Origin of the sequence: Vibrio sp. 2-2(8) (genome assembly GCF_963888495.1) — a bacterium.
Taxonomy (GTDB): Bacteria; Pseudomonadota; Gammaproteobacteria; order Enterobacterales; family Vibrionaceae; genus Vibrio; species Vibrio anguillarum.
In genome coordinates, this window is the sequence record NZ_CAWPJM010000053.1 from 1 (window position 1) to 22,168 (window position 22,168).

The 22,168-nt window shown below is 42.9% G+C and carries 23 protein-coding genes; 3 read left to right on the plus strand and 20 right to left on the minus strand.

Annotated elements, in window-relative coordinates; translation table 11 throughout:
- Window positions 1-273 precede the first annotated feature (273 nt).
- From AACV12_RS15460 to AACV12_RS15470, 3 genes are all read right to left on the minus strand, one after another.
- A complete protein-coding gene (locus AACV12_RS15460; protein WP_212754909.1) occupies window positions 274-555 on the minus strand; it encodes a hypothetical protein in 282 nt (93 codons plus the stop codon).
- A 625-nt stretch (window positions 556-1,180) separates the two neighbouring features.
- The gene (locus tag AACV12_RS15465) at window positions 1,181-1,801 is read right to left on the minus strand and encodes a hypothetical protein (protein ID WP_170900733.1); all 621 of its coding nucleotides are present in this window, start codon (window positions 1,799-1,801) and stop codon (window positions 1,181-1,183) included.
- 1,097 nt (window positions 1,802-2,898) lie between these two features.
- Window positions 2,899-3,393: a hypothetical protein gene (locus AACV12_RS15470; protein WP_170900735.1), complete on the minus strand. Its 495-nt coding sequence runs from the start codon at window positions 3,391-3,393 to the stop codon at window positions 2,899-2,901.
- 307 nt (window positions 3,394-3,700) lie between these two features.
- On the opposite strand from AACV12_RS15470, the gene AACV12_RS15475 reads away from it, so the two are divergent.
- Window positions 3,701-3,886, plus strand: coding sequence for a hypothetical protein (locus AACV12_RS15475; RefSeq protein WP_115340152.1), 186 nt, complete (start codon window positions 3,701-3,703; stop codon window positions 3,884-3,886).
- A gap of 575 nt (window positions 3,887-4,461) precedes the next feature.
- Here AACV12_RS15475 and AACV12_RS15480 read toward each other — a convergent pair.
- The 3 genes from AACV12_RS15480 to AACV12_RS15490 form a co-directional block, all read right to left on the minus strand.
- On the minus strand, window positions 4,462-4,947 hold the full coding sequence (locus tag AACV12_RS15480) for a GNAT family N-acetyltransferase (RefSeq protein WP_094127107.1): 486 nt from the start codon (window positions 4,945-4,947) through the stop codon (window positions 4,462-4,464).
- Window positions 4,948-5,541: 594 nt separating this feature from the next.
- Window positions 5,542-5,994 carry an NUDIX hydrolase gene (locus tag AACV12_RS15485; RefSeq protein WP_170900739.1) on the minus strand — a complete coding sequence of 151 codons (453 nt, stop codon included), beginning with the start codon at window positions 5,992-5,994 and terminating at the stop codon, window positions 5,542-5,544.
- Between the two features lie 687 nt (window positions 5,995-6,681).
- On the minus strand, window positions 6,682-7,470 hold the full coding sequence (locus AACV12_RS15490) for a hypothetical protein (protein WP_170900741.1): 789 nt from the start codon (window positions 7,468-7,470) through the stop codon (window positions 6,682-6,684).
- A gap of 244 nt (window positions 7,471-7,714) precedes the next feature.
- Between AACV12_RS15490 and AACV12_RS15495 the strand changes: the two genes are divergently transcribed.
- Complete coding sequence (locus tag AACV12_RS15495) at window positions 7,715-8,677, plus strand: integron integrase (protein ID WP_017043784.1); 963 nt, start codon at window positions 7,715-7,717, stop codon at window positions 8,675-8,677.
- Between the two features lie 62 nt (window positions 8,678-8,739).
- Here the strand turns inward: AACV12_RS15495 and rplT are convergent, their stop codons facing one another.
- The 4 genes from rplT to thrS all read right to left on the minus strand — a co-directional run bounded on the left by rplT (window position 8,740) and on the right by thrS (window position 11,916).
- On the minus strand, window positions 8,740-9,093 hold the full coding sequence (gene rplT, locus AACV12_RS15500) for a 50S ribosomal protein L20 (RefSeq protein ID WP_010319590.1): 354 nt from the start codon (window positions 9,091-9,093) through the stop codon (window positions 8,740-8,742).
- Between the two features lie 41 nt (window positions 9,094-9,134).
- Complete coding sequence (gene rpmI, locus AACV12_RS15505; protein ID WP_010319591.1) at window positions 9,135-9,329, minus strand: 50S ribosomal protein L35; 195 nt, start codon at window positions 9,327-9,329, stop codon at window positions 9,135-9,137.
- 103 nt (window positions 9,330-9,432) lie between these two features.
- Complete coding sequence (gene infC / locus AACV12_RS15510; RefSeq protein ID WP_080569453.1) at window positions 9,433-9,984, minus strand: translation initiation factor IF-3; 552 nt, start codon at window positions 9,982-9,984, stop codon at window positions 9,433-9,435.
- 3 nt (window positions 9,985-9,987) lie between these two features.
- Complete coding sequence (thrS, locus tag AACV12_RS15515) at window positions 9,988-11,916, minus strand: threonine--tRNA ligase (RefSeq protein ID WP_010319593.1); 1,929 nt, start codon at window positions 11,914-11,916, stop codon at window positions 9,988-9,990.
- Between the two features lie 491 nt (window positions 11,917-12,407).
- Between thrS and AACV12_RS15520 the strand changes: the two genes are divergently transcribed.
- Window positions 12,408-13,481 (plus strand): hypothetical protein, encoded by a 1,074-nt coding sequence (locus AACV12_RS15520; protein ID WP_170900743.1) that lies wholly within the window; start codon window positions 12,408-12,410, stop codon window positions 13,479-13,481.
- Here the strand turns inward: AACV12_RS15520 and AACV12_RS15525 are convergent.
- The 10 genes from AACV12_RS15525 to AACV12_RS15570 all read right to left on the minus strand — a co-directional run bounded on the left by AACV12_RS15525 (window position 13,469) and on the right by AACV12_RS15570 (window position 22,108).
- Window positions 13,469-13,753, minus strand: a complete 285-nt coding sequence (locus AACV12_RS15525) for a MarR family transcriptional regulator (protein ID WP_249371358.1) — start codon at window positions 13,751-13,753, stop codon at window positions 13,469-13,471. The two genes, AACV12_RS15520 and AACV12_RS15525, sit on opposite strands and share 13 nt — an antisense overlap.
- A gap of 77 nt (window positions 13,754-13,830) precedes the next feature.
- Complete coding sequence (locus AACV12_RS15530) at window positions 13,831-15,069, minus strand: tyrosine-type recombinase/integrase (protein ID WP_170900746.1); 1,239 nt, start codon at window positions 15,067-15,069, stop codon at window positions 13,831-13,833.
- Window positions 15,069-16,046, minus strand: coding sequence for a hypothetical protein (locus AACV12_RS15535; RefSeq protein ID WP_170900747.1), 978 nt, complete (start codon window positions 16,044-16,046; stop codon window positions 15,069-15,071). The genes AACV12_RS15530 and AACV12_RS15535 overlap by 1 nt, the downstream gene beginning before the upstream one ends.
- Window positions 16,046-16,249 (minus strand): hypothetical protein, encoded by a 204-nt coding sequence (locus tag AACV12_RS15540; protein WP_170900749.1) that lies wholly within the window; start codon window positions 16,247-16,249, stop codon window positions 16,046-16,048. Before AACV12_RS15540 ends, AACV12_RS15535 begins: the two co-directional genes overlap by 1 nt.
- A complete protein-coding gene (locus AACV12_RS15545) occupies window positions 16,249-16,614 on the minus strand; it encodes a phage tail protein (RefSeq protein ID WP_170900751.1) in 366 nt (121 codons plus the stop codon). Before AACV12_RS15545 ends, AACV12_RS15540 begins: the two co-directional genes overlap by 1 nt.
- Before the next feature lie 2 nt (window positions 16,615-16,616).
- Window positions 16,617-19,349 carry a phage tail tape measure protein gene (locus AACV12_RS15550; RefSeq protein ID WP_170900753.1) on the minus strand — a complete coding sequence of 911 codons (2,733 nt, stop codon included), beginning with the start codon at window positions 19,347-19,349 and terminating at the stop codon, window positions 16,617-16,619.
- A gap of 111 nt (window positions 19,350-19,460) precedes the next feature.
- Window positions 19,461-20,165 (minus strand): phage tail assembly protein, encoded by a 705-nt coding sequence (locus AACV12_RS15555; RefSeq protein ID WP_170900755.1) that lies wholly within the window; start codon window positions 20,163-20,165, stop codon window positions 19,461-19,463.
- Between the two features lie 65 nt (window positions 20,166-20,230).
- Entirely contained in the window at window positions 20,231-20,707 is a 477-nt protein-coding gene (locus tag AACV12_RS15560; RefSeq protein WP_064626817.1) for a phage major tail tube protein, read from the minus strand.
- Window positions 20,700-21,869, minus strand: coding sequence for a phage tail protein (locus AACV12_RS15565; RefSeq protein ID WP_170900757.1), 1,170 nt, complete (start codon window positions 21,867-21,869; stop codon window positions 20,700-20,702). Before AACV12_RS15565 ends, AACV12_RS15560 begins: the two co-directional genes overlap by 8 nt.
- Window positions 21,869-22,108, minus strand: a complete 240-nt coding sequence (locus tag AACV12_RS15570; RefSeq protein ID WP_170900759.1) for a hypothetical protein — start codon at window positions 22,106-22,108, stop codon at window positions 21,869-21,871. Before AACV12_RS15570 ends, AACV12_RS15565 begins: the two co-directional genes overlap by 1 nt.
- Window positions 22,109-22,168 lie beyond the last annotated feature (60 nt).

Genomic DNA, 22,168 nt, shown 5'->3' on the forward strand with positions numbered 1-22,168 from the left:
CGAGATACGCGGAGAAGTGCTGACTTTCAGGTGTAAAGCTAGAGCCTCAGACTAAGAAAAAATGAACACGGAATTTTATGATTTTTCTTAACCTCAGCTAACGCCCGGCTAAGGGGTTGACAACGCACCACCGAACTTAAAAAAAACACTGTAAACACTGAACTTCAATTTTGTACTAAAGTCGCCACGCGTTGGCAATCCCTCTTGAGCCGTTTGTTATATTTTCATTCTCTACGCTAACGTGACCGACTGTTTAGGATTGCCGAAAAACCATTAACAAACTGATATTTCTTGCTTTTCCAAAACTGTAGCAGCTTCCGCACGCTCAATGATTTTTAACAATACAGATTGAATCGCTTCGTCTTCGCGGGCATCTTTGTCACTTGTAAAACGTTGTATTTGGGGATCGGCATTCTCTTCAGGTAAAAAGGTGATAACGACTTCGGTCGCGAAGTCCGTCGTTTTACCGAAATACTCTAATGATATTTGCGGATAACCTTTGAAACCTCTTTGTACTCGTTTCAATATGCGTTTTTTCGCTTTATCCACGTTCATCATGAATCCTTTTGGTTGCTGAACTTAAAAAAATATAACGCCCGGCTAAGGGGTTGACAACGCATAGCCGAACTCAAAAAACACACTTAAACACTGAACTTCAATTTTGCACCAAAACCGCCACGCGTTGGCAATCCCTCTTGAGCCGTTTGTTAGGCCAATCAATTGACACCGACACTTTCACAACCCAAGAACAAGTCTTTTTGTAAAACTCAAACAAACTAAACCATTAATTTATAAACTAAAACTCTAACTTTGCAAAGAAACAAAAAACTCAAATTGAGCGGTTTGGAAGAAAAGTGACGAACGTAGCATGCTCGGCGGACGTTTGAATGCTGAAGGTTATTTTGCCGATGAATTCACAGCGAAAAGTAACCCAACGCGATCAAGAAACAACAAATATGTGATGATTATTTATTGCTTAAGTTCAGCCATGAGAACATGGAATTTACCGTTCAATTTCAACTCGATTTAGCTGATAAAAACTCACTTTGCCTAACGCCGCGTTAAGTGGTGAGCAACGCATACCACCCTACCTAAAGCATTGTGACATAAACACTTAAATTAAAGTAAGCCGAAAACGCCATGCGTTGGGAATCCGTCTTAAACGCTTTGTTATAAAGCTCTAGTAATTAGGGTGGTTTCTTACAATATTCTTAAACTGTTCTTCAATTAAATCGGTAAAAAAATCAGCCAGTAAATTTGATATCTTAATTGTAATACGGGGATTTTTCGTTCCAGTGTTAGGTGATAAGGTACCATGGCTAAAGATATGCCTAATTCCTGAAAGTAAGAAGCTCGGGTCATATTGCTGATTTGATAGAAATTTATTTATTTCCGTCACATGTGCAGGTCTAGACTTATCCCGTATCACAATAAAAAAGTCATCAATTTCTGGTCGTAAGTTTTTCAATTCTTGGTCTAGGGTAGACATTTTTGCTGTGTCATAAGCTGTAACAAAGTGGTTGCGCTGTGTATTGATATCTACGCCTGAGAGTTTGAATACAGTCTCTGCAGCTCCCCAAACAAAAAGTATCCTTAGTAATGCTGTGTAACCATCTTCTGTTATATCCGTCGCACCTGAAACCTTAACCTTGTCCAGATCTTTAATCATTCGATACCGCGCAGAAAATCTATTAACATCAGCGATAACCGTATTTGGGTCCATATTGAAAAGTGTAAAATTAGGGTACTGAGCATTCAGCTCGCAAAATCTATCCCACTCTGGTGGGTATGTTCTACTCATATTGTTTCTCCTTATCGACGATGGTGATTAAGCTTTATAACGCCCGGCTAAGGGGTTGACAACGCACCGCCGAACTTAAAAAACACACTGCAAACACTGAACTTCAATTTTGCACCAAAACCGCCAAGCGTTGGCAATCCCTCTTGAGCCGTTTGTTATGCAAATTCAATAAGATAAACTGACTTTACTCGATCAAAAACCACGATTGCAATGATTGAGTGATTCAAGAACCAACCCAAGCAAGAACTGTGATAAATAAGCCGCCAAAACAAAGTCCACCTTTCAGCGACAAACCAAGCTTTTGAATCAGACAAACTCAACGAGCGAAAACTTCAGCAAAAGCAAAATGCTCGATTAACGTGCCCTTTCCACACTTTGCGCGCGCTAAATTGGCAACAAACCAGCGCCAAAACTGATTGAGGCAAACAAAGAACCTTACCTGTTTTACGGCTTGAGTGAACCAAGAAATTTAGGATAAAAATGCTCATTTGCCGATAACACAAAACGAATGGCCGGAGAAATCTAAAAGATTGAATCCCTAAATTTACCAGAGTTGCATAACGCCCGGCTAAGGGGTTGACAACGCACCACCGAACTTAAAAAACACACTGTAAACGGCTGAACTTCAATTTTGTACTAAAGCCGCCACGCGTTGGCAATCCCTCTTGAGCCGTTTGTTATGAGTAATTTTTCCGCGATAGATTTTCTTTGTATTTTTTGTACTCTCTACTTTTGAAAAACCAGTCCCAACCAGCAAAAAACACAGCTCCAAATAACGTCATTAAATAAACTCGGTACGACACAATTGGAGATAAATCTAGATAAAAATCGTTTCGAACAAATGCACTACCGAAAATGACTGGAATACAAAACCCTAAGCCATATCCTAAAAAGTGCCTGAAAAGCCTTTTTTTCGAATCTTTAACCACTCAACTCGCCTTTTCCGTTCCATCTGTCTGTCACTATCCTTAAATTACTCATAACGCCCTGTTAAGGTGTGAGCAACGCAATACCGAAGCCGCCGCATAACACCTTAAACACTAAACGCAACGCATAGTAAAAATGCCACGCGTTGCGAATCACTCTTAAACAGTTTGTTATGTGATTTTTACTCCAAATACTTCCGAAATAAAATACAAGTCATCTTCAGAGAAGTCTGTAAACGAACCTGCATTTTTTGAGAATACTGAGTTTTGGGTTATCTCATTAGTAAGCTCAATGAGCTTACCTAAGCATTCTTTTGCATCCTCGCAGTTCAGATGAAACATGTTCATAAGATCGGTAGTAAACGCTAAAGTGGTTACTTCACCATGCTTGAAGCTATCTTTGATAGAAACAGTTGCTAGCCGCTCAAGCGGATTTACTGAAATGACAGGCTCATCAATGTTCCCACACCATCTAACTTCTCCATAAAAACCAGCAACCGGATTATCAATAATCGATGCAAACAACTCCGTAATAAATTCTTTTGTTGGCTCTCGATCTTGAATTCTTGCCAACGCACCAACTAAAAATGGAAAAGTAAGTCCGTACACCCCTCTCCCAGACTCTTTCCATTGTTTTACTAATTGGAACCAAACTTCGTTATTCAATTCTGACCTCTTACTTAATAAATCACATAACGCCCGGCTAAGGGGTTGACAACGCACCGCCAGACTCAAAAAACACACCGTAAACCCTGAATTTCAATTTTGCACTAAAGCCGCCACGCGTTGGCAATCCCTCTTGAGCCGTTTGTTAGGCCAACCGATTGACACCGACACTTTCACAACCAAAGAACGAGCTTGTTTGTAAACTTGAAACAAACTAACCGATTCATTTATAAACCAAAACCCTAATTCAGCAAAGAAACCAAAAAACTAAAATTGAGCGATTTGGAAGAAAAGTGACGAACGTAGCATGCTCGGCGGACGTTTGGATGCTGAAGGTTATTTTGCCGCTAAATTCACAACGATAAGCAACCCAACGCGATCAAGAAACAACAAATATGTGATGACGATTTATTGCTTAAGTCCAGCCATGAGAACATGGAATTTACCGTTCAATTCAAACCCGATTTGGCTGATAAAAACTCACTTTGCCTAACGCCCGGCTAAGGGGTTGACAACGCACCGCCGAACTTAAAAAACACACTTAAACACTGAACTTCAATTTTGCACTAAAACCGCCAAGCGTTGGCAATCCCTCTTGAGCCGTTTGTTAGGCCAACCGATTGAGAACGATACTTTCAAAACGAAAGAACGAGCTTTTTTGTAAACTTGAAACAAACTAACCGATTCATTTATAAACCAAAATGCCAACTCAGCAAAGAAACAAAAAACTCAAATTGAGCGATTTGGAAGAAAAGTGACGAGCGTAGCATGCTCGGCGGACGTTTGGATGCCGAAGGTTATTTTGCCGCTAAATTCACAACGATAAACAACTCAACGCGATCAAGAAACAGCAAATATGTGATGATTGTTTATTGCTTAAGTTCAACCATCAGAACATGGAATTTACCGTTCAATTTCAACTTGATTTAGCTGATAAAAACTCACTTTGCCTAACGCCCGCTTAAGGGGCTGACAACGCTACTACCAAGTTTCCGCATAACACCGTAAACACAAAAACCAACGCATAATAAAAATGCCACGCGTTGGAAGTCCCTCTTGAAGCGTTTGTTAGGCATTTTCCAACGCATTGATATTATTGCTTAATTCCCAGCATTCTAATGATTCGCCATCACTATCCACAGCAATATTTTTATAAATAAATCCATTTTTGCGAACAACATTTAGTGACGCCGAATTTTTAGAAGAGATTAATGCAAAGACAACTTTGACTAAACCAGATTCAAACGCAATTTGGCAAAGTTTGTTAACTGCAAATGTTGCAATACCTTTGCCTTGAGCCCCAAAAGCTACGTTGTAACCGATTTCGACTCGACAGTTGAACGGTGGGTTCTTGAATCCACAACTACCAATTAGCTGGTCATTTGACTTTATAAAGTATGGTAAAGACCAAACTTCACAAATTGAATCACGATAATGATTAAGAGAGCGTTCTAAAACATGATTTGGTGGAATTCCGTCAATCATATACTTGAGCTCAGATTGACCATCACGCAACATTTTTAGCTCACTCTCATTTAGCTGAATGAGTTCCATAATTTCCTTATGCCTAACGCCCGGCTAAGGGGTTGACAACGCACCGCCGAACTCAAAAAACACACTGTAAACATTGAACTTAAATTTTGCGCTAAAGCCGCCACGCGTTGACAATCCCTCTTGAGCCGTTTGTTAGGCCAACCGATTGACAATGATACTTTCAAAAACAAAGAACAGGCTTTTTTGCAAACTTAAAACTAACTAACCGATTCATTTATAAACCAAAATGCTGAATCAGCAAAGAAACCAAAAAAACTCAAATTGAGCGATTTGGAAGAAAAGTGACGAGCGTAGCATGCTCGGCGGACGTTTGGATGCTGAAGGTTATTTTGCCGATGAATTCACAGCGATAAACAACCCAACGCGATCAAGAAACAGCAAATATGTGATGATTATTTATTGCTTAAGTTAAGCCACAAAACATGGAATTTACTGCTCAATTCCAACTCGATTTAGCTGATAAAAACTCACCTTGCCTAACGCCCGGCTAAGGGGTTGACAACGCACTACCGAACTCAAAAAACCACTGTAAACATCGAACTTCAATTTTGTACTAAAGCCGCCACGCGTTGGCAATCCCTCTTGAGCCGTTTGTTAGCCGACATCTACACGATAGAGTGCATTAGCTGGCTTTTCTACGAAATACGACCAAACATGCTTATACACTTCGTGTTGGTTTGGAAATGGAGCCAATCCAAGAGCTTCCTCTAAACTGCACCACTTATACTCTGTATGTTCTTCATTTAAAACCACCCCTTGCTCTGGTGGGCACATCACTACGAAAACAGGTATGAGCTGAATAACATTAACACTGGCTTCGTAGAATTGTTCTAGAAACTGAGCATTATATAGGGGGGAAGCCTCAATTTGTGTTTCTTCTCTGAACTCTCGAGTGATGGCGTCAAGGCCTGTTTCGCCTTGTTCAATTGAACCTGCAACATGACACCAGAAGCCACCTTTTACTCGCTTCATAAGTAGAAGCTTCATTTCACCATCAATTTCCGAGACTGCCACCCCTGAAACAACAGATGAATTTAATGGAATCATATTTACCTCTGAATTTGAAATTTTCGCTTGTCGGCTAACGCCGCATTAAGTGGTGAGCGACGCTAAACACTAATGCCTCGGCAAACCACTTAAAACACAAAAACTGAATTTACACTAAAAACACCAAGCGTTGCGAATCCGTCTTAAATGCTTTGTTATGCAAATTCAATAAGATAAACATAAAGTTACACTAAATTTGATTAAGAAAACAATCAAAATGTTGGTTAAGTGAGCCAAGAATCACCCCAAGCCTGAGCCGTGATAAATAAGCCGCCAAAACAAAGTACAGCTTTCAGCAACAACCCAAGCTTTTGAGTCAGAAAAGCTCAACAAGCCATTCATTCAGCAAGTACAAAATGATCGATTAACTTGCCCTTTCCACACTTTGCGCCCGCTAAATTCACAACAAACCAGCACCAAAACTCATTGAGGCAAACAAAGAAACTTACCTGTTTTACGGCTTGAGTTAACCACGAATCTGAGGGTGAAAGTGCTAATTTGCCGACAACACAAAACGAATGGCCAGAGAAATCCCAAAAAATTGAACTCCTAAATTTACCTGAGTTGCATAACGCCCGGCTAAGGGGTTGACAACGCACCGCCGAACTCAAAAAACACACTGTAAACACTGAACTTCAACTTTGCACTAAAGTCGCCAAGCGTTGGCAATCCCTCTTGAGCCGCTTGTTAGCTTAGTTCCCAAAATTCTTCGTGATATTCTGTTTCAAGCTTATCCCAGCACTCAGAACAAAACAGCTTGATATTTTCCCACCCTTTTAGGTTTCCAAAGTCATATTCTTGGATATCATGCTCGAATTCATACTTCCCGCACTGTTCACACTCAACAAGCTCTTCAGCATGTCCGCATACATAGCATTTGTCCTGCCCATCAAATACTACAAAAGCATCGTGTTTACATAGTGGACAAGTCCATATGTCGCTTGCAGGTATTTTTTGCACCTCTATTTGTGCATTTGCTCGAATTGCTAATTCTTCAACATAGTCACGTAACTTAAATAACTCACCTTTCAAATTATCACTCAGCAAGTCAATAACATGAACATCGAGTTGCTTCTTAGCAAATTCAATGTAAAAGCCGACTAGTCGGATAAATTGGGACTTTACTTGCTCTACTGAGTATTCAAAATCGAAATGAACTATTTTGTTCCTTAACTCAGCAGCAGTTTCTATTGTCTTGTGATCACTATCGACTAAGGTAACACCTGCTATTTTCTTCAAACGTTCAATGGATTGCTTGAGGTTTACAGTATTCCTGCATTTATCTATATCCGTATAAACGAGAACTTCATGTTCTAAACTCAACCGCTCTTTTAAAATTGTTTCGATCGCTTGAATTTGAATAAGAATGGCGAACTTCCATTTTTCATCATTGGATTCTGCTTTTATAGCTTGCTCTAATGACTCTCGGAAAAAACTAACCGAGTTTTCAAATAATGACATTTTAAACAAAGTCATAATTTTCCTCTTACTAAGCTAACGCTATCTATACAACAAAATGCGACCTAATTTACCATGCTACCGCCACTTATCATGAACTTTGATAATTAGAAATCTATCATATAAATCTTTTTTATCAGATGGTTAGTTGAATAAAAACTGCGTCAGACTTCACATTAGACGACTTTATGCAACTTAGTTTGTTGACTAAACCAAAAACAATAATACTGTATATAAAAACAGGCAGTTTTGTTGGGAAAATATGAAATCACAATTTATTTTAAGCATTAAAGAGTATATGCAAGCGCGACACTATGCAAAGAAAACTATAGAGGCATATTTGCACTGGATAACACGATTCATCTACTTCAATAACAAAACACATCCAATGAGAATGGGTAGTAAAGAAGTTGAGATGTTTTTAACTGACTTAGCTGTTAATGGGAAAGTAGCCGCTAAAACACAAGCGTTGGCGCTTAACTCTCTCCATTTTCTGTACCGTGAAATCATTAAAGAACCGCTATCAATTAGCATGAATTTCAAGAAATCTCAACTTGCTCAAAAATTACCAGTAGTGATGACAAGAACTGAAATTAAGCGGTTTTTAGAACATATTGAGCCACGATATCAATTGCAAATTATGCTCTTATACGGATCAGGGCTGCGGCTGATGGAATGTGTCAGACTCCGAATACAGGACATTGATTTAGATTATGGTGCGGTTCGGGTATGGCAAGGAAAAGGAGGAAAAAACCGCACCGTCACACTTGCTAAGGAGCTTTATCCACAACTAGCTGAGCAACAAGCATTAGCTAAGCGTTACTATGATAAAGATATGCAAACCAAAGGTTATGGAGGAGTCTGGTTACCCAATGCGTTGCGAGAAAAATATCCTTCAGCTCCTTATGAGTTTAATTGGCACTACTTGTTTCCATCTAATTTACTTACCTTAGATGAGAATAGTGGATTGAAACGAAGGCACCATATTAATGAGTCGGCATTGCAGCGAGCAGTTCGGAAAACCGCTCATGATGCTGAGATACAAAAGTCAGTTTCATGCCATACACTAAGGCATAGCTTTGCGACACACTTGCTAGAAGCGGGAGCGGACATTAGAACAGTACAAGAACAATTAGGGCATAGTGATGTAAAAACCACTCAGATTTACACTCACGTACTGGATAGAGGCGCCAGCGGTGTATTAAGCCCATTGTCGCGCTTATAAATAAGCGCAATAAAAAAGGAGAGCATACTTGCCCTCCTTTTCTTTAAACCTTCACTGCTAAATTAAAGAGCAGTTTTTGCTTTTTCAACAAGCACTGCAAATGCAGCTTTGTCGAATACCGCGATATCAGCAAGGATCTTACGATCGATCTCAATAGATGCTTTCTTAAGACCGTTAATGAAACGGCTGTAAGATAGACCATTTTGACGAGATGCTGCGTTAATACGCGCAATCCATAGCTGACGGAACTGACGCTTTTTAGTGCGACGGTCACGGTAAGCGTATTGACCAGCTTTGGTTACAGCTTGGAAAGCTACGCGGTAAACACGTGAACGTGCTCCGTAGTAACCTTTAGCTTGTTTTAGAACTTTCTTATGACGTGCACGAGCTTGTACACCACGTTTTACGCGAGGCATTATGCTTCTCCTAAACTAAACGATAAATAAACTAAAAAGAATTAAGCGTATGGCAACATGCGCATAACACCAGCCACTTCACATTTTGGAAGGATTGAGTTAGGGCGTAGTTGACGCTTGTTCTTAGTAGTACGCTTAGTCAGGATATGACGTTTTGTAGCGTGCTTAAATTTAATACCGCCAGCAGTTTTCTTAAAACGCTTAGCTGCACCTTTGTTGGTTTTCATCTTAGGCATGATGAATAACTCCGCATTGTAGTAGTTTAAATAACATGTAATTAGGGCGAATAACACCCCACCGTCTTTCAACGGCGAGGTCTCATTACTTGTAAGCCGTTAATTACTTCTTTTTAGGGGCAAGCATCATGATCATCTGGCGTGCTTCAATTCGACTCGGGAAAGACTCAACTACTGCAATTTCAGCAGTATCCTCTTTCAAACGATGAAGAACATCGACACCGATGTCTTGGTGCGCCATCTCACGGCCACGGAAGCGAATAGTAACTTTCACTTTGTTGCCTTCTTCTAGGAAACGGGTCAGGTTGCGTAGTTTTACCTGATAGTCTCCAATATCAGTCCCAGGACGGAATTTAATTTCCTTAATCTGGATCTGTTTTTGCTTCTTCTTCTGCTCTTTAGCAGTCTTGCTCTTTTCAAAGAGGAACTTGCCATAGTCCATCACACGACAAACTGGTGGCTCGGCGTTAGGGCTGATCTCTACAAGATCCATACCAGCTTCTACAGCAGCTTCTAATGCTTCGTTGATTGATACAACACCAACGGATTCACCATCTGCGCCAGTTAAACGAACTTCACGAACGCCACGAATTTCACCGTTTAAACGGTGCTGGTTTGGTTTGGCCGGCTGTTGGCCACGTCTTCCGCCTTTAATAGTTTATTCCTCCAGATTGAGCTTACGGCTAGAAACTTCGGCTTGGATATACGCAATAAAGTCATCCAATTTAAATTTACCTAAGTCCTTGCCCCTGCGGGTACGTACTGCGATCTCTCCGGCTTCCATCTCTTGGTCACCACAAACAAGCATATACGGTACACGCTTTAAAGTGTGTTCGCGGATTTTAAAGCCAATCTTCTCATTTCTCAAGTCTGCTTTGGCTCTAATTCCACATTTTTGTAGTTTTTGTGCTACTTCCTGAGCGTAAACTGACTGTTTATCAGTAATGTTCATAATTACCGCTTGTTCCGGCGCTAACCACGTAGGGAAGAAACCTGCATACTCTTCGATAAGGATACCGATAAAGCGCTCAAGTGAACCCAAAATTGCACGGTGAATCATAACCGGAACAAGACGCTCGTTACTTTCGCCAACATATGTCGCGCCTAGACGAGCAGGTAAATTGAAATCCAGCTGCACTGTACCACATTGCCACGCACGATCTAAGCAATCATGCAAAGTAAATTCAATTTTAGGGCCGTAGAATGCGCCTTCACCTTCTTGAATTTCAAATGGGATATCCATTGCCTGCAGTGAAAGCTTTAATGCTTCTTCCGATTTATCCCAAATTTCATCACTACCAACACGTTTTTCTGGGCGTGTAGACAGCTTAACAACGATGTTATCAAAACCGAACGTCGTGTAGGTGTCGTAGACCATCTTGATACAAGATGTCACTTCTTGTTGAATTTGATCTTCGGTACAGAAAATATGGGCGTCATCTTGAGTAAAGCCACGAACACGCATAATACCATGTAATGAACCTGATGGTTCATTGCGGTGGCAAGATCCAAACTCAGCCATACGCAATGGCAGATCACGGTATGATTTCAAACCTTGATTAAATATTTGAACGTGGCCTGGGCAGTTCATCGGTTTAATTGCATATTCACGATTTTCAGATGACGTCGTGAACATGGCATCCGCATATTTATCCCAGTGACCAGAACGCTCCCATAGAACTCTGTCCATCATTAATGGACCTTTTACTTCTTGGTAATCGTACTCACTGAGTTTTTGGCGAATGAACACTTCAAGATCACGGAATATAGACCAACCGTTATGGTGCCAGAATACCATCCCTGGAGCTTCTTGCTGCATATGGAATAGATCGAGTTGCTTACCAATTTTACGATGGTCACGTTTAGCCGCTTCTTCTAAACGCGTTAAATGGGCTTGAAGTGCTTTCTTGTCATGGAATGCCGTACCATAGATGCGCTGTAGCATCTTGTTATCACTGTTACCACGCCAGTACGCGCCAGCAATGCTAAGCAGGGTAAAGTGTTGGCAGAAGCTCATGTTAGGTACGTGAGGACCACGACACATGTCAATGTATTCTTCATGATGGTATAGACCTGGTCTGTCATCACGAGCCACGTTCTGATCCAAGATTTCCATCTTGTATGTTTCACCGCGAGCTTCAAAAGCATCACGGGCTTCCTGCCAACTGACTTTCTTTTTGACAACTTGATATTTTGTCTTGGCAAGCTCTTTCATGCGCTTTTCGATTTGCTCTAAATCATCTTGCGTGAGTGATTGCTCAAGATCGATATCATAGTAGAAGCCGCTGTCGATCGTCGGACCAATCGCCATTTTGGCTTGTGGATAAAGTTGCTTTAATGCATGGCCAAGTAAGTGCGCACAAGAGTGGCGTACGATCTCTAAACCATCAACTTCATCTTTTGTCGTTATAATTTCAAGGCTAGCATCATTTTCGATAAGATCGCACGCATCGACGCGCACACCATCGACACGGCCTGCGATCGTTGCTTTTGCAAGACCAGGGCCGATAGAAGCTGCAACTTCCATTGTCGATACTGGGTGTTCAAAATGACGTTGACTGCCGTCAGGAAGAGTAATAATAGGCATGTATAATCCTTACAGTGGTGTTGCATACCAAGCAACACTTGCTAAGTTTGTTTTTCATTAAAATCAAATAGTTAGAGCTTAATGATGGAAATATTAAGTAAATTGGTACAATGTCAGGTACAAATACGGATGCACCGCACAATGTAACAAGCAGCATTCTAATGGATAGATTTAAAATCACAATGTATTCATTAAAAAAACTTCATAATCAGCATGCATTTTTAACTGACTAAAATGAAGAATTCTAAACGGCAAGCCACCAAAACTCTGCAGCAGACTTATCTATCCATAAAGATATACATAATGCGTTACTCATCACGCAGTAAGTAAATCGCTGTTTCTTAATCGAACAAGAAGCGTTGTTGGTGGTGCCTTAGAGGGGTGAAAAATTTTTATTTCCCGAGGGTTGCCCTCGTTTGAATATTAAAGTGTTGCAAAAGAACCTAAGCAGCTGATTAAATAAACATACGTTCGGTAATTATGGGTAATGAATGATGAATGTTAATGAGCTTTGGGGCTTTTCCATCTGGCTGATAGATGCAATTAAAGATAAAAATTTAATTCAAAATCTTGAGGATGCTATCAACAAAAAACAGAAAGCGAATTCAAATAATCGGAATCAAATAGTTGAGAGTGTAAAAGAAGATTTATTATCTGTTTTTGAAGAAATCCCTAAAAAATCTTTTACGGAAAGTGAACGAGAAATATTAAGAAACGTACAAATTGACAATGTTTTTAATGACGACCCCGTCTCATATGTTACTGACCTATATGACAGCAATATCTATAGCTTTCAACAACAAATTGCTCAGCTAGCTAACACGAAAAAAGCACTTTTAGATGTCCTCAACAGGTCAGCAGCATTAAGTGCATCCCTTACTTATTTAGTGCCTGAAAAAATCTTCAACAGCCAAACTATGGTGAGTAGTCTCAATACTCCAACATTGCGTCTTATATTTAAAAAAGATGCCAACATAGATAATGTTGTTGAACTAAAAGAATGGGCAGATAAACTTTACTCAATCATTCGTGGTATCACAATCTCTCAAGACCTTCGACCTGAAGACTGTAAGATTTTAGATACGGGCAAAGGTTCACACTGGTTTGACCTTTTGTTAGATCCATCGACTATAAAGATCATTTGCGAATCAGTTGATTGTATTGCTATATCAATAACTAAATGCCTCGGTGCAGCCACTGCTTTCCAAGCATTCAAACTTGCCTCTGCAAAAGTTAATTTGGCATCTAAAGAAATAGAACAGGTAGAGAAACAGGTCAAAACTCAAAATGAAGGACTTAAGACTGAATTCCTAACATCTGAAGTAGCCAGATTGACAGAAGAGCACGCTCTAAAGAAACAACAACACAACGAGTTAATGTCAGCACTCAAGAAACTGTACGAATTAATGGAGAAAGGTGCTGAATGGCAACTAAACAATATTCCTGACGACAATGACGAATTCAAAGGATTGAAACATAATTTGGAAAATTCACTATTGCTGATTTCCGAAGAAAAGCAACGGCTGGAATTAGAGCATAAGAATGAAAAGCGTCACAACGAATAACTAAACTCTACTCCCCCACATTGACGCACACCTCCGGTTCTCTGGAGGTAGTGCTTTTCATAAAGTCGTTTTAACAACGTACTCGCCCAACTCTCAGACAAATCACAACGGTGCGCAATTTGTGCAGTTGTCACTTTCTCCCCTGTTTTGATCGAGTTAAGAACTTTCAACTGAGTTTTACTTGGTTTAACCAATGCCACTTGATGTGGTGCGATACGCGCAGCAGTTATAAGAGCCTCGTTTATCGGCTCATTTTGGCATAAAAATGTCATCTCAGGCTTACCCCCTGATATTCAGAATTAAATATAGATTAGCAATTGATCTCTTTGATCATTTTGGTGGATGAAATTTATTGAAATGTAGGGCTAAGACAGGTTCGCCAGCACTTTTTTAGCCATAAGTGGTAGGTATTTAGAGCCGCTGACTTCTGCAATTCAATGTGAGTGTGTATGTAGGCCTGATCTAGCTTTCCTTTGGCGTGATTCAGTAGGGTTTCAGCCACGAGGTAATCAACACCAATATCCGCCCAAACAGTTCTAGCGAGTTTTCGTAAATCATGCGCAGACCATTCACCTTTGCTCACGTTCCGTATCAGCTCACTTGCTCGACTTGCATGGATAGGCTGTTGGTCACGCTTGTTCAATGGGAAAACGTTATTACCTTTGTAATTGTTCACTAATTGCCACTCTTTAAATTCTCTCAGCATCACTATAATTTCAGTAGTCAGTGGATATACCATTTCACGTTTAGTTTTGGTGTAATGCTTGGGGATAGTCCACTGCTTCGTCTTGAAACAAATGTGTCTCCACTTGGCTTGACGCGTCTCACCAATACGAGAGCCGTGAGCGAGCATCATCAGACCGAGCACTCTCGTAAATGGTTCAGCTAAACATAAAGATCCAAGCAATCCAGTGGCATCTCCTGGTCGAAGTGCACAGCCTTTCACATCGATTTTAGCTTTAACAAAATCAGTAAACTTCATCCCATCTAATGGATTTACACCCAAGAATCGCAACTTTTTAGCCTTATTAAAGGCTGCTTTTAACGTCTGAAATAATGTTCTCAAATAACTTGGTGAGTACAGCTCTCCCCTCAACACTTTCATTAACCGTTTTTCGATTACGCGATGGTCGAGTTCTGAAATCAAGACGCCGTGCATATTCGGAATTAAATGTTTCTCACACATAGATTTAAGAGAAACTAATCGATTATGTGCCAAAAATTTATCTGTGGTTTCCGCCTGCAGGTACCAACATAGCAGTTCATCGACCGTTTTGAATTCATTGAATACAGAACGTTTTCCAGTCGCTAAATCTGCAACATAAACATGCAAAACATCAAATACATGTGCTGCCGAAAGACTCGGATAACGCCCTAAAGTATGAGATTTCTGAACTCCACCTCGATATTCCATATAAACCCATGAACCTTTGTTGCGGTCTTTAGTAAATCTGAGATATAGAGAATAACGCTCATCTTTTAACTGTTTCACTCTTGGGTCACGCATGTGCTTTCTAATTTGAGCATCAGAAATCTTGCACCTAACCGTCGAAGTGACTTTTACATTTGCATTAAATCGAATCCCCATCACGCCCCCAATAACGTTGCTTGAAGAGTCATAGAGCTAGGCTGACGGCCACGCCCAGAAAAATTAACCGAATCAATAGAGCATTCCCCGCGAAATGCTTTAGGAAAAGAATCATCCAGAACCACAACCCCCTCAGCAAAAGCGCGCAGGTTAGGTGGCCCGCTGATCGTCAGTTTCCGCCCCTCTCGTTGAATTCGTCTCAGCTCGGTTAAACAAACTTGCTCTGCGTCAGTTCGGCTACTACAGTCCTTGCTGATCACTTTGAACGGCTCATTTCCCGCCAAAACTTCCAATCGCTCACCAGAATCCGTCGTTAAATAAAAAGACTTAACGCCGTTGAAGTCATCACGCCCATCAAGTTCTACCTCAACATTCAAAAAGTCAGCCGAACCCTTCTCCTGCGTAATATCAGGAAGTGACAACGTAATAGTCTCAATCTTTTTACCACTTGCGCTTGAAGCTTCACCTTTCGGCGCTATCACATACACACCATCAACAATCTTCGCGGCGGCATCGTATTGTTTGGCTAAGCGATACACAAAAGCAGATGCACTCTCATCAGTCCGATCGACATGCTCGATTCTAATATTTTGTAATCGAGGATGGACGAAAACCGAAAACCCATGAGGGGTAACACAGTCAGAAACGACTTGCGTCAAGGTCGAATCATTCCAGCTTGACGACTTCTTGGCACGATAACCCGTTGAATCTTTGATATTAAAGGGGGCCACGCTCAGCACAATGCGGATCTCACGTGGGTGCAAACTTGCTGATCGCTTAGAAATCTGGAATTCATCACGAAATACATCACCTAAATAGACTTGATATTTCTCACCCTTTGGGGGAATGCCATCAATATCATCTGAAAAAATAGCCATGGAAAGGTAGTCTCCTTCCACCCCATTACCATCTGTGAGCTGCCAACTCTTCAATAAGCTCATCATGAGCTCAGCGTTTTTACCTTCGATTCTCAACATCAGTCCCAACTCCGCGTAACACCAATAGAACGTTTATTCACATTCACTTCAGGGATGATCACAGAACAATCCTGTGGAAAAATATCACCGCGAACATGGGGATTCAGGCGGTAAAACTCCGCCTCAATCCGATCGCCATCTTGCCCCGCATGCTTAAACAACAAATCAGCCACCAAATACCCTGCCTTAGCTTGTACCCGCATTAACGAAACTCCATCAGTTGTAAAGAAACCTCGGTCACCATCGCACGGCCATCATGGACAAGTTCAGATCGGCCTTCTTTGATCTGCTTAATCGTCCACTTGCCTAGGTTAAAACCTTGTCCATCACTCACTTGCTGCGGAGCAAGAATCAAAGCCCTCAGCGCGTCCACACTTTTAGCCGCGCCATACCGCGTCCACTTAGCCGTAATATCGATAGAATCGAAGGGTTTCCCCGTAAATTCCGACTTACTGCCATCCATCACCGACACTTCCGAATAAGCTCCATTGCTTACCCGCTCCATTTTGCTGATGGGGGTTTTATCCCCTACCGCAAAGACAAACTCACCGATCACGATGTGGTGCATAACTAACTCCGGTCAATCGCAGAAATAGACAAAGAATCATCAATAGAAAGCCCAGACATACTGCCGAACTGCTGCTGAAGCGCATTCGCTACTTCTTGTCGAGCCAGAGAAGCGAGCTTTTGTTCATCCATGCCCGGCGCGGCATAAATGGGCGTTGATATTTGGATAGGAGGAAGCGAGCGTGCCACCGACTCTTGTCGTTCCTTTTCCTCAATCTTCGATTGAACGTCACTAGAAGCCATTAGCTTATCTGGCGGATTCGTCAGCTTATCGCCAAACCAACCACCTAACAGCTCGCCACCATAGTCACCCAAAAACGAACCGGCTAAACCGCCGATAACAGTGCCAACACCGGGCAAAATGGCGGTACCAATCGCCGCACCCAAACTCGCGCCACCCAAACCACCAAGTAAACCACCTCCCTCGGTGATCGCTCCTTTAGTGTCACCATCCACTAAAGCGGTAGCGATATTCGCCGTAGAGATCGCCATTGAAAGCGGCCTAATCAATTTATTCAGTCCGCCTTTCCCTAAGCCCTCAGCAACATCACCACCAATATCAAGCGCATCTTGCGCCATGGCCATTGCCGGAGTCATCGCCAAAGCCCCCCCACCTAAAGCAAGCGGAAGCGCACCGCGTTTTGCAGTGAACGCCGTTGAAGCAAAGTTATAAGCACGAGCCAAAGGATTACGAGAGCGAACACGAGAACTAGGGCGCGAACGGCGACCTGCCGATCCACCGCGACCGCCACGGCCAGTACGGCCACTCCCCCCCGACTCCATCAAAGTGCGATTTAGCCGGCTAAACTGCTTAGCAGCAAACTGCGCAGCGCGACCGCTCTCATTCGTTTCACGGTTTAGACCTTTACGAAACAAGCGACTCTTATCGAGCGTGTTGCCAAAAATAAGCGAGGCGGCTTTGCCCGCAAGCATCACACCTTTAAGGGTGATCAACGCAGCAACGCCAATACCCACCGCAGCCGTTAAACCTTGGTTGGCTTCTGCGAAATTGCTCACCATGTCAACGGCATTACCGAGCGGTTGTAAAACCCAGTTCAACGCAGGAAGCAGCGCAGTACCGACGATCACACTCAACCGATTCAGCTTATTAATGAAAAGCTGAATGCCTATTTCACTCGTCGCAATACGTGAATTAAACTCACCTTGCAGTGATTTAAGGTGGACTTCTTCTGACTCATTGGCCAACTTACGCAAGCGAACAAACTCTTTCGTATTTCCCGCCAAAGCCGCCACCGCGCCTTTTACCTCTTCCCCAAAAATCTGGGAGATCAACGCGCTTTGCTCCTCCAGAGGTGCAGACTTAATCGCTTCTAATACGTCAAGCAAACTGCCCGCCGCATCATCTTGCATTGACGCCGCCAAAGAAGCAGAATCGAACCCAATGGAAGAAAGAGCTCTTTTCTGGGTACTTGAGGCCGCATCCCCCATTGTTAAACGACCTGAGATATTCTTTACCGCCGTTGAAACTCGTTCGTCTCCCATGCCCGTTGCAATCATGGTGGTAGCCAACGCTGCAGTGTCATTATTGGTGAAACCTGCCAGTTTCGCGGTCGCCCCCTCGCGCGCCATCACGTTAGCAAGCTGCTTAGGGTCCATGTTTGAATCATTAGATATGTAATTCACCATACCCGCTAAATTCATCGCACCTTTTTGATCTAAGTTTAAAGCGGCCTTAAAATCAGACAGCGTCTTACCCGCTTGCGCCGCTTCCATATCAAAAGCCACACCCATTACCGCTGAATCCAAAACAAACTGCTTTAAATCATTAGGGTCTTTGATGCCAGAACGGCCACCAGCAGCAAGCATCGCATTCAGGTCATTCGCGTTTAACCCGCCGCCTTCTTTAGAAGCTTGAGTTTTCAACGACCACTGCCGCATTTGCGCCGCCTCTTCAGGCGACATATTCACGACCTTCTTCACATCAGCAAAAGAAGATTCGTTTTTAACTGCACTCCAAACCGTCGCGGCAACTGGCGCAGCGGCGATCGCTAGTGATGTCGCCTGACTGCCTATCTCCCCTAACTTCGCACTGCGTCCATCAATGCGCGACTGAATAGCCTGCATCTCTTTCATGCGTGCATTTTGCTTCGCAATAGCGGCGGTTGCTTTTTCTGCTTTCTGCTCTAAGCGCTGCTGCTCATCACCCAAGCGCCGAGTATTAATACCCGACTCTTTCAGTGCTGCCCCAAGGCCGCGCAATTTATCGCGCTGCTTCGTTTGCTTATCCGTCAGCTCAGCAACGCGCTGCGTCGCTTTTTTATAGGCCGAATTCAGATCCGAAGTGCGAACCTTACCTTGGTGCATCTCAAGGTTTAACGACTCCAAGCGGTTTTGCGCTTGGTGTAATTGAACCTTTAAGCGCTCAGCTCCATCACCTGACGCTTTTTTAAGTTGGCTATTAAGCCCTTTGATCTCTGCTTGCGTTTGGCTGTAAGCGACACGCAGGCCAGTCGCCTGAGCCTTATTTTCTTCAAGCTGCTTACCAAGCTCCGAAACACTAAGCTCAGCTTGTTTAGATTGCTCCCTCAGCTTTTCCATACGCTTAATAGCGGACTGATAACCCTCAACCTTTTTCAATTGAGAATTAAGAGAGATCACCTCGCTGCGCTGCTTAGAAATTGCCGCCGTTAAACGTTCAGCCGCCGAAGTAGTAGAAACAATGTCCTCTAACCCTTTTACCGTAGTATCAAGGACTAAGCTGATCTTATCCGCCATTGCGCGCTCCGAGTTTTGACAGAATCAACTCATAACGACGCACCGCAACGTCTTGAGCCCATTGAAGCAACTCAGATTCAGACGTATTACGGTGCATAGGAATAAGGTCGATTAAAGATTCAACGTCGCGGGGTGAAAGAATGCCGCCGATTGTTGAAAAAAAGCGCCCACCTGCGGTTTTAGCGCCAAGTAGTCGGGTAAAGAGAGGTATTGAAAGTCCGCTTTTTGTAGCCCAGTCACCACGCGAAACATAAAATCTTCACGTTCTTCATCATCTTCAATTTCAGCCAATGCGGCGGAATGAGACACTTTAGGCACTTGGAATTTAATCCGAGCAAACTTCTCGCCCGCTTCATTTTCAAACGGATCAAGCAAATCAAACTCAAAGCGATCACCACTTAGCTTTTTGCCTTGAACCTCATCACTGGGAGTTAAAATAAACTCAATAATGTCTGAATAAAGTTGAAGGAAATCGGGCGTATGCAGTGTGTTGAATTTCTCAAGTGTTATCTCAGCACAATGAAGAATCACCGCTGTGCGCTGTTCAAATTCCTGCTTTGGTGTCATTTCAGTCAGCTTAATGTGCGGCAACGCTTTAAAACTGGCGGTCGAAATGATTTTTAGCTTAACGGTTCTGAGCGCTTGTGCTTCTTTTTGTACGCTGTCCGTTTCACGCTGCAGTGCGGCTATCTCATCTTCACTCGCATCAGTCGTGATCTGCTTAAGCTTATTCTTCAGATCTAACAGGCGAGCTTCTAGTGCTTTGCTTTTTGTCGCATCCCAACTAAAAAACTTAAGAATACTGATTTTTTCCATGTTGAAACCCCAAAAAAAAGACCTCCCACTATCGCTAGTAAAGGAGGTCTATTTGCCATATAAAATTAAAATCCCATTAAATCCACACCACCAACCGTCGCTTTGCCAGTGTCGATATTAATATCGTGGATCGTGATGCCCGTATCCGTCAGCTTGTATGCTTTGCAAGTGCCTTCAATGGTTACCGTAGGCTTTTCACCCATTTTTAACGCATCTTTCTTGATGTTGGTGATCGGCCCGTACAGTGAGTAAGCTTCAACATAAGCAATACCCATTGTATCTTTGCCATTTTCTGTCACGTTGATTTGCGCGTTATCCATAAAATATTTGCCAAGTGCAAGCTGCAGCAGCTTGTGATCACCATGGACTTTTAAAGACCACTTCAACGCTTCAAAACCCACCACATCTTCAGATTGAAAAAAACCGCCATCATTCGAGGCGGTCTTAGCTTTTAAATCGGGCGGGGTGAATTCCACGATTTCATTCATGAGCGGCACGGATTCAACCAATGCCGCAATGCGTTTACGAATACGATCAGCCATTAACGACCTCCTCTAGCCACGCTTCAATTAAGCCGTTATCTACGCTCATCTCATAAACCATATGTTCGTTTGGAGAATAGCGACCGTAGTTCACACACAAGAACCAGCGCCCTGATGTGTAGTTCTCAAGGTTGTTCTTGTCAGGGTGCAGAAATGCTTTAAACACCGGGATAACACCTTGTGCGACTAGGTTCTGTCCCCAGTTTGTTAAACGATCAATCACCTGGTTCATGAAAGCTTCGGTAAGCTGCTTGCCCATTAGGGGCTGACTTGTCTCTTCAAGCTTACGAGCCATGAGATCTTCTAAGCCAACGTGGCTGATAAAGCGTCCCGTATTGGTTCGGTTACCGATGATCGAATAGCCCCCCATACGTGTACGCGCAATGGTTACTACGCCATGCTTATTTAAGAAGTTAGCTTGCGTGGTTTTATCGTTGATCTTGTAAGACACATTACGCGATGTTTCATCACACAGTACGCCGCGATTTTGTGGGCTTTCATACCCTTCCACCGAAGCCATTGCCGCAATCAAAGCGATGGAAGCGGGCATTAATACTTGTGCTCCATCGTAGGTTTTCAAAAACCAAGGGTCGATAATGCAAAGCTTATCTTCACCCGTTCCTTCCGCACCGAATTCGCCCGCGAACTCCGCTGCGGCCATATCGTTTGTGTTGGGGCCATCCAGTACAGGTCGGCAACGGACATCACGTCCAATTAACGCCAATGCTTGGCCAAGCGCTTTAGAGCTAAAGCCCGGCGCGCCGATAATCGTCGGTGTTTCAGGGCACGCTTTCACCGTTTGCAAACCAGTGATCGCCCCTGTTGCACCATCGACACCACCAATCACATTCGCTTCCGTCGTTGTGGGCACTTCTGTATCTTCAACAACAGTGACGTAAACAATGCACTGTACGAACTCGAGTAAATAACGCACCACGTTAGGTAGCGTCCCAACGCGATCGCCAACACTATCAAGCATCAACATCGCATGTGGGTAATTCCATAAACGAGTCGGCTCGTTATAAGCCAACCCTGCGTTTTTATTCGGTGCAGTTCCGGTGATGTGAACCACTTGCAGTGCAAGTGGCCCCATGCTCGGCATCGGCTCAATGGTTTTGACTTCAACGCCATTGAGTTCAAAATCTTGGATCGGTGAAAGCATTATTTGCCCTCTTGTTTTGCGGTTGTCTCTGCCGCTTTTTCAGCAACAGTCGCTTTCGCTTGGGTTCCGGGTTTGCCCACCTTGCCATTCAGTAGCAGCATGGAAGCTTGAGCAGGTAAGAGCGGGACGGTTTTGTTATTCTCGTAATCAGGGCTAACCCATACGCCGTTCAATCGAAACGGCTGTAATATCGGGTAGTTCTGAGTTTTTGGCTTTTGCAGCTTTGTGGTTGTCGCCATTGGCTAGCTCCAATAAAAAACCCGCCAATGCAAAGCACTTAGCGGGTTCAAAGATAGAAG